This window comes from Shewanella sp. MF05960 (assembly GCF_050849305.1).
In the GTDB taxonomy this organism is placed as follows: Bacteria; Pseudomonadota; Gammaproteobacteria; order Enterobacterales; family Shewanellaceae; genus Shewanella.
This window is the reverse complement of record NZ_JBOZPS010000001.1, coordinates 147880-163206: the sequence shown is the minus strand read 5'-3', so window position 1 is coordinate 163206 and position 15327 is coordinate 147880. Positions and strand designations below refer to the sequence as shown.

Annotated in this window: 9 protein-coding genes; 1 reads left to right on the top strand and 8 read right to left on the bottom strand. The window is 42.0% G+C overall.

Annotation, left to right across the window (positions count from 1 at the left end):
- The first annotated feature begins 106 nt into the window (after window positions 1-106).
- Entirely contained in the window at window positions 107-1585 is a 1479-nt protein-coding gene (locus ACROAE_RS00705) for a putative bifunctional diguanylate cyclase/phosphodiesterase (RefSeq protein ID WP_432399000.1), read from the top strand.
- A gap of 24 nt (window positions 1586-1609) precedes the next feature.
- Here ACROAE_RS00705 and ACROAE_RS00700 read toward each other — a convergent pair whose 3' ends face one another.
- From ACROAE_RS00700 to ettA, 8 genes are all read right to left on the bottom strand, one after another.
- Window positions 1610-2050: a thioesterase family protein gene (locus ACROAE_RS00700; protein ID WP_432398999.1), complete on the bottom strand. Its 441-nt coding sequence runs from the start codon at window positions 2048-2050 to the stop codon at window positions 1610-1612.
- A 19-nt stretch (window positions 2051-2069) separates the two neighbouring features.
- Window positions 2070-2885, bottom strand: coding sequence for a substrate-binding periplasmic protein (locus ACROAE_RS00695; RefSeq protein WP_432398998.1), 816 nt, complete (start codon window positions 2883-2885; stop codon window positions 2070-2072).
- Window positions 2886-3018: 133 nt separating this feature from the next.
- A complete protein-coding gene (locus ACROAE_RS00690) occupies window positions 3019-6831 on the bottom strand; it encodes an EAL domain-containing protein (protein WP_432398997.1) in 3813 nt (1270 codons plus the stop codon).
- A gap of 119 nt (window positions 6832-6950) precedes the next feature.
- Window positions 6951-7424: an NYN domain-containing protein gene (locus tag ACROAE_RS00685; RefSeq protein WP_432398996.1), complete on the bottom strand. Its 474-nt coding sequence runs from the start codon at window positions 7422-7424 to the stop codon at window positions 6951-6953.
- Window positions 7425-7440: 16 nt separating this feature from the next.
- Complete coding sequence (locus ACROAE_RS00680; RefSeq protein WP_432398995.1) at window positions 7441-10545, bottom strand: multidrug efflux RND transporter permease subunit; 3105 nt, start codon at window positions 10543-10545, stop codon at window positions 7441-7443.
- Window positions 10545-11648 (bottom strand): efflux RND transporter periplasmic adaptor subunit, encoded by a 1104-nt coding sequence (locus tag ACROAE_RS00675; protein WP_432398994.1) that lies wholly within the window; start codon window positions 11646-11648, stop codon window positions 10545-10547. Before ACROAE_RS00675 ends, ACROAE_RS00680 begins: the two co-directional genes overlap by 1 nt.
- Window positions 11649-12005: 357 nt before the next feature.
- A complete protein-coding gene (locus tag ACROAE_RS00670) occupies window positions 12006-13244 on the bottom strand; it encodes a hypothetical protein (protein WP_432398993.1) in 1239 nt (412 codons plus the stop codon).
- A gap of 319 nt (window positions 13245-13563) precedes the next feature.
- On the bottom strand, window positions 13564-15231 hold the full coding sequence (gene ettA, locus ACROAE_RS00665) for an energy-dependent translational throttle protein EttA (RefSeq protein ID WP_432398992.1): 1668 nt from the start codon (window positions 15229-15231) through the stop codon (window positions 13564-13566).
- Window positions 15232-15327 lie beyond the last annotated feature (96 nt).

The window sequence follows — 15327 nt, the reverse complement described above, 5'->3', positions numbered from 1 at the left end:
TGCCTAATGTGTAAACAATCACAGCATAGCTCAAAGTAGCGTGGCTTGGAGAGATTATCCATTAGCCTATAATAATGAAGTAGCACTTATTAATGAAACATTTTAAATGAATAATTTGCTGACACTGATTGTGTTTATTGCGGTGATATTGAGTTGTATCGTCGGCGTTATTCATTGGCGACAGCAACGTGCGTTGCGGCAATTAACCCAAGCATTAGCGTTGCAAATACTTAATCAAGATACTTTTACCTTAGATACGTCATCTTCATCGTTAAAACCCCTCATTATCGCGCTTAAAAACTTTCATCAATCCAGTCTTTTTAGCACTGAACGAGACAAATTGACCGGCTTAACAAATCGCGTTGGATTTAAACGTAAAATGCTGGCAAAAATGCCTGTGTCTGAAGGCATGTTAGTGCTGGTGGACATTAAGCAGTTTCGGTTCGTTAATGACTTATTCGGCTTTTTGTTTGGCGACAAGCTACTTAAAGCATTTTCAAAACGCATAGAGAATGTCGATAACAAACCGCAATTTATTGCTCGTATGAACGGCAATGAGTTTTTATTATTTTTCCCGCAGGCTCTAACACTCGCGCAACTGGTCCAGCTAAAGCAGGATTTACAATTACCGTTTGAGATTGAACAACAGCCAATAAGCATCAAAATGCAGTTAGGCGTGTTGTCTTTAGCTGAACATCATGCCGATGTCAGTTTGATGTTAAGGCGCTTAGATTTAGCGCTTAAAAAAGCCAAAACCCTAAAACAACCGATTGCTTTTTATGATCAAGATGATGATAAAGCTCGGCATCGAGAACTGCTGATCATTAATGGTTTACCCAAGGGGCTAAAGCTCAATGAATTATTTATGGTGTTTCAGCCCAAACTTGATATTCAAAGTGGCCAGTGCCAACAAGTTGAGGCGTTAATTCGCTGGCAGCACGAAGGGTTAGGGTTAATATCACCCAATGAATTTATCCCTTTAGCAGAACAAACAGGCATGATTGATCTGTTAAGTACCTGGGTGTTAGATGCGGTTATTGCACAACAAGCAAAATGGCGAGAAAAGGGGATTTACGTTAAAGTCGCCCTTAACCTATCGTCCACCGATCTTGATAATCCTAATTTGGCGAACGATGTCGCTACTAAACTGGCGCAGTATTTAGTCCCTGCTGAATGCATAATGATTGAAATCACTGAAAGTGCTTTGATGGTGTCGTTAGAGCAAACCATTATTACCCTCAATCAATTGCGTGATATCGGCGTAAAAATTGCCATTGATGACTTTGGTACAGGTCATTCATCGTTAGCGTATTTGCGTTTTTTACCTGTGGATGAAGTCAAAATAGATAAAGCGTTTTTAGATGAATTTGAAACCTCAAAAGCAGCAAAACAAATTGTAAAAACCAGTATAGAATTGGCAAAAAGTTTAGGGTTTGAGGTCACGGTAGAAGGGGTCGAATCTAAGTCGGTGTTAGAAACGTTACATGAGTTTGGTGTTGATACTATTCAAGGTGATTACTTTGCTAAACCCGCCACTGCAGATGAGTTTGAACATATCTATCCGCAATTAACGCATTCTCTATAACTGGCCTATCAGGAGCGCTTATCGTTAAGTGCTCGTCATCCCACTCGACAAGAGCGTAATCAATGATGGCGGCATAGGTGCGAGCTGTCGTTTTTGATTCATGCACACCATTTCGATGTTAGCAGTAACCGCTGCTTTGGTTGCGTTAGGGCGCCAAATAGATTGCTGCCAAACTGTGCGAAATTTACTTTCAAAATAAAATTGAGTACGAACCTCAATAATATCGGCAAACTCAACCCCGTCATGGCACACCATGTCTGTTCGATAAACGGCAAAACCAAGTTGCTGTTGCTGCCATAAATCACTGAGTATTTCAGCGCCAATGACATGTTCCCGCGCTCGTTCAAAATACTTTAAAAAATTAGGGTGATAAACCACACCTGAAAAATCGGTATCTTCGTAGTAGATTTGTACTTTAAAAGTGTGGACCGGGCTGTATTGTGGTTTATTAGCAGTTGGGCTCATTTTGCAGTGACCTTAGGGCTTAGAAATCGAGTGGTACAAGTAACTTTTGATAGTGACCTTGTTGCTTTAATTGTTGTAAGCCTTTATCAAGCAGTAAGCTTAGCTCTGTAGCTTGTGGATTCTGTTTTGAAAATGCCACGAATATTTCACTGGTGTGATTCATAAACTGAGCGACAATATCTTGCTTAACACCCATTTGCTCAATATAAACATCGGCAACCATATCATACATAATGGCACCGTCTATTCGATTGACTAGCAGTAAATTAATCAATTGTCGTTGGCTATTTACCTTCACTATCTTTAATTGGCGTTGGTTTATTAGCTGCAGAAGCTCATCGCCATATTCGTAACCGTCGATAATGCCTATCACACTACCCAATGGTAATTGCCATTTGTCTTTAGCGATGACTGTTTGTGTTTTGGCGAAAAAAAAGGATGCGTTTACTGTGAATAATGGCTCGTTGCCGAAAACAAATCGCTCTTGTGTGCTTTGTTCTTTGGTGACATTAAACACGCCATCAACGGTACCGCGCTCGGTCATGATGAGCCCGCGTGTATAGGGAACCACAATGGTTGAAACTTCTACATTGACTTGTTTAAAAGCTTGTTGGATAAGGTTGTGAGATATACCGCTACCAAATTCGTCGGCAAATGGCGGCCAACCATCTTCGGCGGCTAAGGTGATTTTTATCGGTTCAGCCATCGCGGTATGAGTCATCATACTGGCGCAAAAAATGGCAAGTAAACAAAACATTACTTGAGTATAAATCCGCGTAAAATAACGCGTAAAGTTAGTTTTAAGTAGGTTTTTTGAACAACCGATAAACAACATGTAATCCTTTTTGACTGGCCCTAATTTTACGGGCGATGATAACACCTTTTATCTCCAAAGTGATATGCACCGCGTTAAGGCGTTTCTATGTTGTGCGACTGGGTTGCCCGCGAGTAAGCGAGCATATTAACCGTTATGGATACGCCGCTTCGAGCTCGTCATTCATAATGCTGCTTTGTTGCAATAAATTTTGGGTGCCCGCTGAGTTAAGTGCTGGACTGAATAAAAAGCCTTGTACTATTTTACATTGGTAGTGCTTTAGTTTTATTAATTGAGCATGGGTTTCTACCCCTTCTGCGACCACGTCTAATTTTAGTTCATGCCCTAGCTTTATGATGCTTTTTAATACGATATTACTGGTTTCTCTTGGAAGCATTGAGTTGATGAAGGCTTTATCAATTTTTAAAGTATCGATAGGAAACTGAGTCAGATAGTTAAGTGATGAATAGCCTTTGCCAAAATCATCGAGTGCAATACGCACTTTGAGCTGTTTTAACTGGAATAACACCGCCTTGGCGGCTTTGATGTCTTTAATTAATAACGACTCGGTAATTTCAAGTTCTAGCATATGAGCCGGAAATTGGCTTTGCTGTAAAATGGCCGCTATATCGGCCACTATACTGGGTTGAGACAATTGCAATGGCGAAATATTGACTGAAATATTACCGTGTAAAATACCTTCTTGATACCATTGATAACCTTGCTGACACGCTTGTGCTAATACCCATAAACCAATGTCGATAATTAACCCACTGTCTTCTGCCTCATCAATAAAGCGACTAGGCGAAATCATCCCGTTCGTTGGGTGGTTCCATCGTAATAGCGCTTCAAGTCCCAAAATCCTGCTAGTGCTGACGCAGCATTTTGGTTGATAAAACACACTGAGTTGATTGTCTGGCAAGGCATTATTTAACTGATTTTTAATCAACAACCTCTCTAAAAGTGCAGTAGAAAGTTTTTCATTAAAGAAATAGCTGCCATTTCGACCATTTTGTTTAGCCGCGTACATCGCCGTGTCGGCGTGTTTTAATAATGTTTTAGCATCAGAGCCGTCACTTGGGTAGCAAGCGACGCCAATACTGGCTGAGCTGTTGAGCCAATATTGATTAATTTGATAACCAGCGTTAAGGGCCATTCTGATCCGTTCGATGATGTTGACTAAATCTTGATTAACCTCATTTTCAGCTGGTTCGTATTCTATGATAAGTGCAAATTCATCCCCCCCTAAACGAGCCAGCACATCTTGTTGTTTTAAACAGTGCTGTAAGCGTTTACTGACCTGGATAATCAGCTCATCACCAATATCGTGTCCCATAGAATCATTCACTTCTTTAAAATGATCTAAATCGATAAAGACAACGGCTGCTGTCTTTTGCGGATGGTTAATGAGTAAGGCTAATTGCTGATTGAAGTTAAATCGATTTGCAAGTCCAGTCAGGCTGTCATAATTAGCTCTACTGCTGAGCTCTTTAATTTGTTTAATGCGCGATAAAATAAACAACATAACAACCAATATAATGATCATGCCCGATGCGATTAACGCGTAATACCACCATGCTTTATTGACGGTAAAGGCAAATTCAGCTTGTTGTGGACTCCATATGCCATCGCTGTTGGTACTCTGAACTTTAAAGACATAATCGCCCGCAGCAAGGTTAGTGTACATCGCATTAGGTTGTTGAGTGGTAATCCAACCCTGGTCAAATCCGGCTAACATAAATCGGTAAATATTGCGTTCTGGCGCGGTAAAATCGAGAGAGGCAAAAGAGAATTGGATCATATTGTTGTCGTAATCGACACTGGGCGGTGCAATGACCTTGTTAGTATTACTATATGTATAAGATGTATTGGCTATTTTTGCCGCGGTTATGTGCACTGGAGCAATAAAGTGATTTTGGCTAATACGGTCGGTATCAACTTGTATCACCCCTTTATTACTGCCCAGTAATAGTTGAGTTTGCGTTAACTCAATTGCACCTTCATTAAAGGTTAAGTTTGTGTCATTAATGGCGCTAGGATAGTCGGTGATCTGCTTTGTTTGTATAACGTATTTGCTTAATACATGACGACTGGTTAACCATAAATTACCTTTACCGTCTCCGGTTACCGCTTTAATTCTATTGTCGGCTAACCCTTGCTTACGAGTAATATATTCAATGTGGTAAGGCTTTTTACCATTAGGTGTTGGAGTTATTTTAGCTAGCCCAAGGCCTTGAGTTGCCGCCCAGATATTGCCTTGTTCATCTTGATATATCCCACCGATACGAATGTTTTCTCGCTCATTACCCAAGCTTAAATGTTCGGTAGTATCGGTTGAGGGATCAATAATAAAAATGCCACTGGTTGTCGCGAGCCACAAATCACCATTTTTAGCGATGATTGAATCAAAGGTAAAATTACCGCCCGAGGTATAGAGATTATTTTTATCGTTAAAGTAATGCTTTAACAGCCCCTGTTTTGGGTTAAATAGCATGACGCCAGCATCTAAATAACCCGTAATCCACACATTGCCGCGATTATCAGGGTTTACTGTGTAGAAGTCGGTATCAGGAAAGCCATAAATATTGCCAAGTTTGTTACTAAAGTGACTCACTTGCTGAGTGTTATTGTCCAAGTAGCTGAGTCCATTGGAATGTGAAACCCAAAGATTGTCCTTTTTATCGGCTTTTACGTTCCAAATATTGCCTGTTAACGCGTCATTGTTCTTTACCGTTAATGGTGACAGGCTGACCGTTTGTTTTTGGGTATCAATTTTATCCAGGCCATTACTATTGGCTATCCAAGCATCGCCCTGGGAATTAATGCTAATGGCGTAAGTATTGTCCCCTGAGAGTTCAGATAGTGTTGCTAAAGGTTTATATATGCGGCTTGATTGTTTCAGTGGGCTGTAATATGCAGCACCTTGAGTGGTGGCAAACCAAACGAGCCCAGATGCATCAATAAACACATCATCGACAAAATTACTCGGGATGGTGTGTTCATTAAATGCTTGCGCTTGTATCAGGTCAAACAGGCCGGTTTTAACAGATAAGAGCGCAGCACCTTTGTCTGTACTTACCCATATATTGCTGTCTGTATCGATGGTAATGCTGGTGACATAATCACTTGGAATGGCGCCTATTTTCTTACTGTTTGCATATTGTTGGTATTCAGCTGATATTGGGTTGAATTGAACCAGTCCAAAGTGTTGGGTGCCTAGCCAAAGTTGACCTTTTGCGTCAACCTCGCTGGCGAGCACATAATCGCTAAATAAGGTGGACGCCGCGGTGTTTTCGATGGCTGAAGTGGCTTTACTGGCATCAAATAATCGCATGCTTTTTTGTTCAGGTTCGACAATGGCTAAACCGTAATCGGTTCCAAGCCATAATCGATTTTGTGCATCGGCAACGATACTGTAAATCGAGGTTTCTATCGGAATGCTTTGAGAATCCAGATATAAAGGAATGGAAATAAATTGGCTTGAATTAGGCTGCTTTAATTGTAACCCACTGCCCGTACCGACCCACAGGTTTTGCTCTGTGTCTTGATACATTTTCATTATCCAATTGGTATTTTGACTAAAGTGTTGTTGCGATAGCGGGAAGTTTACGACCTCATCATCAAGGTTGAGTTGATTTAAACCGTCTTCGGTCGCAAACCAAATATTGCCCAGGTTGTCTTCGATAACATCAGTCACAAAGTTATTGGATATATGGGTTTTTGTGCCAGGAGAGAACTGAAAATTAACAAACTCTTGGCCATCATATCGGCTAACACCTGCATCGGTTGCAAACCACATAAAGCCATTTTGTTGTTGGTAAATCATGTTTACCATCGTAGAGGGGAGGCCGTCGGCGACATTGAGTCGCTCGATTTGATATTGTTTGCCGTTAGCTTCTAAAACGAGTGTTAACGATAACAATAATCCTAAAAGGTAATGGGTTATTTTGTGAAAAGGGAAAAACATAACTGACCTTTTATAGAGTGATCATTGCTAGATGAAAGTCGTTACACAACCATACAGGATGAAATATTGTAAAAAAATGTCGGTAAGTTGTATATGAAATGCAGCTAATGATCAAATCATTAAAGCAATAATGTGCGGTCTATAGGGGTAAATTGTTGGCATTGGTCACTGAGCGATTTTGCGGTTAATCGCTCAACACTCATTACGTGGGTATAACACTGTGTACTTTGATTGATTTTTTTAAGGAGTAAGTCAAAATCGCCATCGCCAGATAATAAAATAACCTCGTCTACTTCAGGTGCAATCTCTAGCATATCAATGGTGATGCCAACATCCCAATCACCTTTTGCTGAACCGTCACTGCGTTGAATATAAGGTTTGGTTTTTACGGTAAAGCCAATGTGTTTGAGGGCATCTTGAAATTTAATTTGGCCATCATCAGCAGGTGCAATGGCATATGCAATGGCATGGCTGATGTGGCCACGCTGTGACAATTGTTGGTACAAGGCCCGGTAATTAAACGAGCGGCCAAAACCTTGTTTACAGGTGTAATAAATGTTTTGTACGTCTACAAATACTGCAAGGTTAGTCATTATTACACCTGTTTGATTAAGGCTGTTGCACTTTTTGAGCGGCAATGGCGTCATTAAGTTGCGCTTCAACGTACCCTGGAGAGTGAGTTGAGGCTGAGATTAAGCGGTACATTGCTGGGATCACCAATAAGGTGACGAAAGTAGCAAATGCCATGCCGGAGAATATCACAGTTCCAACCGCAATTCGGCTTTCGCTACCTGCACCTGTTGACATGATTAACGGGATCGCGCCAATTAAGGTGGTAAATGCGGTCATGAGAATAGGCCGTAAACGGCGTGCAGAAGCATCGATAATAGCGGTATCAAGTGGTAAACCTCTATCACGTAATTGGTTGGCAAACTCGACAATTAAAATGCCGTTTTTGGTCACCATACCGATAAGCATGATCATCCCAATTTGGCTGTAAATATTCATGCCTTGATCTGTGAGAGCTAAGCCGATAAAACCACCAAAAATACCCATAGGTACGGTGAACATAACCACGGCGGGGTTAATGAAACTCTCGAACTGTGCAGCCAATACCAGGTAAGCAATCAGAAGTGCTAGGCCAAATACCACCATTACACCCGATTGGTTTTCTTTAAAGTCTTTTGACTCACCGGTATAAGCAATGGAAATGTCGGTAGGCAATAAACTCACGGCGCGTTGCTCTAAAAAGTCGAGCGCCTCGCCTAAAGTATAGCCTTCACCCAAATTGGCTTTAATGGTGATCGACTTTTGTTTATTGGTGTGACTTAAGCGTTGCGGCGAGGCGACTTCTTCAACGTGAGTCACCGTGTCTAGCGTGATTAGCTCGCCTTTACCGCTTCTAAAGTAAATTTTACTAAGATCCGTCACGCTGTTAAAACTGTTTTCGTCACCACGAAGATACACATCATATTCTTCACCGCGCTCAACAAAAGTGGTTTCTCTTCTGCCTCCGAGCATGATTTCAAGTGTGGTTGATATTTCAGAAACGCTAATACCTAACTCGGCCGCACGTTGCTTATCAACGGTAACCACAAGTTCAGGTGTGGTTTCGGCATAGTCTAAGTCAGCGCCTTCTAACATCGGGCTGGCATCAGCTTCTTGTTGCAGAATTTGCGCCCATTTAAACAATTCTGGATAGTCAGAACCACCAAGCACAAACTGCACTGGCTCACTCGACTGGCCTCTAAAGCCGGGTAGCATAGGGCGAACCATCACATCTGGAATGTCTTTTAAGGTTTGACTGATTAACCCGAGTGCTTGTTTTACATCGATATCACGATCGGCCCAATCTTCTAGCTGAATAATCGCAAAGCCGGTTTGATCGCCAGCACGACCACCAAAAGCAGGGGCTTCAACGCTAAATGATTTCACTACGCCTTGGCCTAAAAGCGGCATCAATAGGCTCTCGACAATGTCCATGTTGGCTATCATACGATTATAACTAGTGCCTTCAGCGCCTTTGATAAAGGCAAATAACACACCACGGTCTTCTTGAGGAGAAAGCTGTGAGGGCACTTGTTGCATGAGTAAGTAACTGCCGCCTATACAGGCTAAGATAACAACAGGGGCGGCAATGCGCCAAGCTAATGCCCATGTCACCATACGGCGATAGTTGGTTTCTAGGCGAGCAAAACCTTTATCAATCCAAAGATTAAAGCGATTCTTCTTCACGTTGGCTTTAAGAAGCTTACTGCCCATCACTGGCGTAAGAGTGAGCGCGATCAATGATGAGAAAATCACTGACATCGCTAACATGACTGAGAACTCAGTAAAAAGCAGGCCGACCATGCCATCCATAAATGAAATTGGAAGAAAGACCATAACTAACACTAGCGTGGTCGATACGACCGCAAAACCCACCTCACGAGTGCCTTTATAGGCGGCAAGTAATGGCTCCTCGCCTTTTTCGATATGATGAAAGATGTTTTCTACTACCACAATGGCATCGTCAACGACTAAACCAATCGCTAAAATTAAGGCCATTAACGTCAATAAATTTATCGAATATCCCAAGCTATATGCAGCCATAAATGCCGCGATTAATGACACTGGTACCGTTACTGCGGGGATCAATGTGGCTCTGACCTGGCCAATAAAAATATACAAGACCAAGACAACCAATATTCCCGTAATGAACAAGGTGTTGTAGACCTCGTTAATCGAGCGGTCGATAAACACGTTAGCATCATAATCAACGACGAGCTTAGTCCCTTGTGGTAAAAAGCCTTGTACCTTGTCGACTTCTTGTTGAACGAGCTTTGAAATCTCTAATGGATTGGCATCCGACTGCGGCACAATGCCTAAGCTTAAGTTAACAATGCCATTGCTTTTGAAGGTTGAGTTTTCATTCTCTGCGCCAATAAAGACATTGGCGACATCTTTGAGATAAATGGGGGTGCCATCTGAGGCAGTGTGCACCACCAAGTAATTAAAATCTTCAGGGCTGAAGTAGAGTCGCTTGGTTCTAACAGACATCACCGTAGTGTCGTTACGGACTTCACCGCCGGGTGTTTCAAGGTTTTCGGTGTTTAATGCACTAATAATGTCACTAGTGGTGACATTTCTGCCGGCCATTAATTGAGGCTTTAACTGCACATACATGACCTTATACAGGCCGCCAGAGATATTGACAGAACTGACGCCGGTGATAAGGCTAAATCGGTCTTCTAATACGCGTTGTGCATAGTCCGTTAATTGAGTACGGTCCATGTTTTCTGAGCTTAAATTGACGTAGATTGAGGGCTCACCCGTGCCATTATCTTTTGACACTATGGGGTCATCTGCTTCGTCGGGTAAACGGCGTTGGGCTTTGGCTACCGCATCACGGACATCACTGACACCCTCGGTTAAATTCCAGCCTAATTCAAATTCAATTGAGATGCGTGACATGCCATTTCGGGTGGTTGAGGTGATCTCATCAATACCACTGATCCCCGTGAGTTCATCCTCAAGGGCTTTAGTGATCTTACTTTCCATAATGGTTGCCGATGCTCCGCTGTAGGTTGTCATAACCGTCACAACAGGGTTTTGTACATCAGGCATTTCTCTTACAGCCAGTTTAGAAAAAGACACCATACCAAACACGCAAAGCAACAAGCTCAGTACAATGGCCACAACCGGGCGTTTAACGGCGGTATCACTCAGCCACATTATTTGCGCTCCTGTGTTAGAGCTGTTTTAGCGCGGGTTTGCTCTGCTGAGCTTGGATGGGCAAGGTCTTTCACTTTTATGCCATCGCGCATATTCACTAGCCCTTGGACCACAATGTTGTCGCCAATTTTGATCCCAGATTCAATTAATACCTGATCTTTAATCCTTGCACCTAAAACCACCTCGGTGCGTTTAGCGATGTTATCCTGGTTGATCACATACACAAATCGTTTGGTGCCTGAGTACTCTAACGCTTGCACTGGAACGATAGGGGCTGAAACACTGGGGAACGTAAGTGTTGCCGACATCATCATGCCTGGTTTTAATTTACCGTGTTGATTGTCAAATTGACTGCGAATATTCAGGTTTAGTGTTTGTTCATTAACGCGTGGGTCGATAGCAATAATGTTGCCGACAAATGTGTCTTTTGCCCAGGCTCTGCTGATAGCATTAACCGCCATGCCTGTGCTTAACAGTGCTAAGTAATGCTCAGGGACTTGTAAATCTAATTGCAGAATCGATAAGTCGTCTAATGACAATAATTCTTCATTCATGCTGACCATTTTTCCGCGGCTAAAATTGACTAGGCCGGTATTGCCGCTAAAAGGGGCCACTAAGGTGTGATAAGCCAAGTCGGTTTGTGCCGACTGTAAACGGGCGAGGGCAATGTCGACACTCGACTTTTGCGCTTCTATTTCGGTTTGAGTGATGGCATTGACATTAATCAGCTTTAAAAACTCATTGAGTTTACGGACTTCATCTTTATGGTAAGCCTGAGCCTCTAAAACACTGGCTTTCGCCTTGCTATTATCTAAACTCAGCAAGACTTGGCCTTTGGTGACATGTTGATTAGAGGTCACTGCAATATTGGCTATTTTCCCGCCCACTTGCGGAGCAATCATGACTGAATCTGTTGCGGCTAACTTACCGATAAGCGTAATAGATTGAGATAAGTCATGCTGTTCGACACTTGCGGTGACCACCGGGACCACTTTTTCAACCCGTTGAGGTTTTGGCGCCGCTATCACACTGATACTTAATATGCTGATGGTGAGGATCATCAAGGCCGCTGAAAGCGTATTCAAGCCATGCTTTATTATCATGTTGGGACATCTCTATAAACAATGTGCGGGGAGCCGCTGGTGGTGAATTGGCATATGAACATATTGTAATTATGTTGGACAAAAATAAGCGTAAAGTAATGTAAAGCTTTTGGTTTGTTTGTAACAAGGCACTTTTTCAAATAACCATATTCAAACCATCAAATTCAGACCATCATATTCAAACAATCAGATTCAAACCATCATGCTCAAATACTCATTTCCAAGTAATCCTTCACTGGCGATGGACCGGCCGACTTGAGACTTTTACTCTCAGTTATCCACAAAAAAGCCATATCGAATGATATGGCTTTCGGTTTTACAAATGGGTCATCCCATCATATTTCTAGCACAACAGAATTACTTTTCGATAGGCTCGTTAGTGAACTCAATGTTTTGCTTTTTCGTGGCAGGGGTTACGCCCATAAAGTATTCATAGCCTTTATCGCTCGATGTTTTCTTTGCATCATCATCACTTAATTTAATGCTTGTTTGGTCTGAAAACAGCGTGTATTTCGCTTTAGGTTTTTGAACTACGGGTTGTTGTGTAGATTTTACCGATGGCTTAAGTATCCCTTTTGGTACTTCCGCAACCACAACTGAGGGTTTGCTTACTGGTTTTTTAGCGGCGGCCACATTAGCGAACTTGTAATTGAATACGCCATTGCCTTCAATGCTTTCTACACTAGATTGGTCTTGGTTTTGGTAAGACGCTAAAATACCGTGCTTGCCTAATGGAATTTCGTGGAACAGTTTTTTACCAGTACCAATTTTAATACCGTTAACAAACCAATCTGCAGGTACGTTACTGACTAACGTGACCATTGCTGATTTTAAGCCTAATTTTTCATTGAGCATGTCGTCGATTTTGTTGTTATAAGATGGCTTGAATTTCATGGCCACTTTATAGTTTAAATCGCCTCTCATGTTCATGTTCGCGTCAATCACTTCATACGAAAGTAATACACTTTTATCGTTTAAGAATGGAGACTCGTTACGCGTATTGCTAAGAATACTGCTTTGAGATTCTTTTAAGCAGTCGGCAATCGTTTGGTACTTAGAACATTCAGTTGAGCCATTAATGTTAACCGGAAGGGTGCTGCTTGATTTTGATAAGTCAGCAATTAAGCGGTTAGTAATGTCAGTTTTGAGTTTAAACAACTGCTGACTTTTTGAGGTTCGTTGTTTATTAATTTGTTCGTATTCTGACAGAATTTCTACTTTTTCTGTTTCAAGACGTTTACTGTCTTCTTCAGCTTTAAGTGTTAATTCATCGACTAATATTACAGACTCTTCAATTTGTTTGTAGGTATCTGGCAATGCCGATTTTGCACGGATAGCCTGAGGCAAACCATCGATTAGTTCATCATAACGTTGCTGTTCTGATGCGATAGTTTTCTTTAGGCCTTCAACGTCGTAAGCTTTCTTATTAAGTTGAGAGAATTTGTCATTCACATTGATCAGCAGGCTATCGATATCATATTCGGTTTCGATTTTATTAAGTGTCTGTTTTTCTGAATTGGTGATGACTTCGAGTGCCGCAAACGAATTGCTTGCGTATAAGCACAATAAAGCAAGGCTAATTGAACCGTATCTCACTGATCTCTCCATAATATTTCTCTACAAGCTGGAACCATCAACACTCTGTAATGCGCTGAGTGTTATCAGCAAAGAGCAAAATAATCCGTTAATAATTTATAATACTGAAGTTATTTTGGCTTTACAAACAGATTGTGGTGCATTGCTCACAATAAATTGACAAAATTTTGACACTTCTAGATGTTGAAGCGAGTTTATATTGAAACTGCATAAATATAAACGTAAATCAACCTGATAAAGCAAAACAGAGACCGAAGTCTCTGTTTTAGTGCCTAACGTTACTTATAAAGAACCAAACGTTACTTGTAAAGAACCAAGGCTATTTGCTTATGCGCTTGTATTTTAAGCGGTGTGGTTCAACTACATCAGTACCCAGTGTTTCTTTTAGCCATGTTGAGTATTCAGTATAGTTTCCTTCATAGAAGTTCACTTTACCTTCATCACGGTAATCAAGGATATGCGTTGCAATTCGGTCGAGGAACCAACGGTCATGCGAAATAACCATAGCGCAACCAGGGAACTCCAATAACGCTTCTTCTAGTGCACGCAAAGTTTCAACGTCCAAGTCGTTGGTCGGTTCGTCGAGTAATAATACGTTGCCGCCAGCTTGCAGTAGCTTGGCTAAGTGAACACGGTTACGTTCACCGCCCGATAAGGTGCCAATGATTTTTTGTTGATCGCCACCACGGAAGTTAAAGCGGCCAACATAGGCACGGCTTGGTATTTCTGTGTTGTTGATGCGCATGATGTCTAAACCGCCAGAAATCTCCTGCCACACGGTATTTTTATCATCCATAGAATCACGGAACTGCTCAACAGAAGCAATTTGCACAGATTCACCCACAGAAATCGAACCGCTGTCTGGTTGTTCTGCACCCGATATCATTCTAAATAACGTTGATTTACCGGCACCGTTAGCACCAATAATACCCACGATAGCCCCTTTAGGCACAGTGAATGTTAAGTCATCAATTAACACCCGATCACCGTATGACTTGGTTAAATTAGTCACTTCGATGACCTTGTCACCTAGGCGAGGTCCAGGTGGGATAAACAGTTCGTTGGTTTCGTTACGCTTTTGGTAATCGTTGGTGTTCAATTCTTCAAAGCGAGCCATACGGGCTTTACCTTTTGATTGACGACCTTTAGCACCTTGGCGAACCCATTCTAATTCTTTAGCAATGGTTTTCTGACGAGCGCTTTCAGTTGATGACTCTTGCTGTAAACGTGCATCTTTTTGCTCCAGCCATGATGAATAGTTACCTTCCCATGGAATACCTTCGCCGCGGTCAAGTTCTAAAATCCAGCCAGCAGCATTATCTAAGAAGTAACGGTCGTGGGTAATGGCCACAACGGTGCCGTTATATTCTTGTAAAAAATGCTCTAACCATGCCACTGACTCAGCATCTAAGTGGTTGGTTGGTTCGTCAAGTAATAGCATTTCTGGTTTTTCAAGCAGCAAACGGCAAATCGCGACTCGACGACGTTCACCACCAGAAAGCACTTCAATTTTTGCGTCCCATTCTGGTAAACGTAGCGCATTAGCGGCACGTTCAAGAATGCGGTCAAGGTTATGGGCATCTTGAGATTGAATAATGGCTTCTAATTCACCTTGTTCTTTTGCCAGTGCATCAAAATCTGCATCGGGTTCAGCATAGGCAGCATACACTTCATCTAAACGGGTTAAGGCATTTTTAGCTTCGCCTACCGCTTCTTCAATGGCTTCGCGGACGGTTTGCTGCTCATTTAAGCGCGGCTCTTGCGGTAAATAACCAATTTTAAGCCCAGGCATTGGGCGTGCTTCACCCTCAATGTCGGTATCAATACCGGCCATGATGCGTAGCAGAGTAGATTTACCTGAACCGTTTAAGCCCAGTACGCCAATTTTAGCGCCGGGGAAAAAGCTTAATGAAATGTCTTTTAAAATTTGCTTTTTAGGTGGGACAATCTTACCCACGCGAAGCATGCTATATACAAATTGAGCCATGTTTATTCAGTCTAGTTGTCAACAAAGATGACGATAATTCTACTGTATTCTTTGCGTAACTCAACAGGGGATTATGGAATTAATTTTGCGGTGCAG

Bases quoted from the DNA above. Each gene is read 5' to 3' on its own strand.
- ACROAE_RS00700 (WP_432398999.1), bottom strand. From the start codon at position 2,050: ATGAGCCCAACTGCTAATAAACCACAATACAGCCCGGTCCACACTTTT.
- ACROAE_RS00690 (WP_432398997.1), bottom strand. From the start codon at position 6,831: ATGTTTTTCCCTTTTCACAAAATAACCCATTACCTTTTAGGATTATTG.
- ACROAE_RS00695 (WP_432398998.1), bottom strand. From the start codon at position 2,885: ATGTTGTTTATCGGTTGTTCAAAAAACCTACTTAAAACTAACTTTACG.
- ACROAE_RS00685 (WP_432398996.1), bottom strand. From the start codon at position 7,424: ATGACTAACCTTGCAGTATTTGTAGACGTACAAAACATTTATTACACC.
- ACROAE_RS00680 (WP_432398995.1), bottom strand. From the start codon at position 10,545: ATGTGGCTGAGTGATACCGCCGTTAAACGCCCGGTTGTGGCCATTGTA.
- ACROAE_RS00705 (WP_432399000.1), top strand. From the start codon at position 107: ATGAATAATTTGCTGACACTGATTGTGTTTATTGCGGTGATATTGAGT.
- ettA (WP_432398992.1), bottom strand. From the start codon at position 15,231: ATGGCTCAATTTGTATATAGCATGCTTCGCGTGGGTAAGATTGTCCCA.
- ACROAE_RS00675 (WP_432398994.1), bottom strand. From the start codon at position 11,648: ATGATAATAAAGCATGGCTTGAATACGCTTTCAGCGGCCTTGATGATC.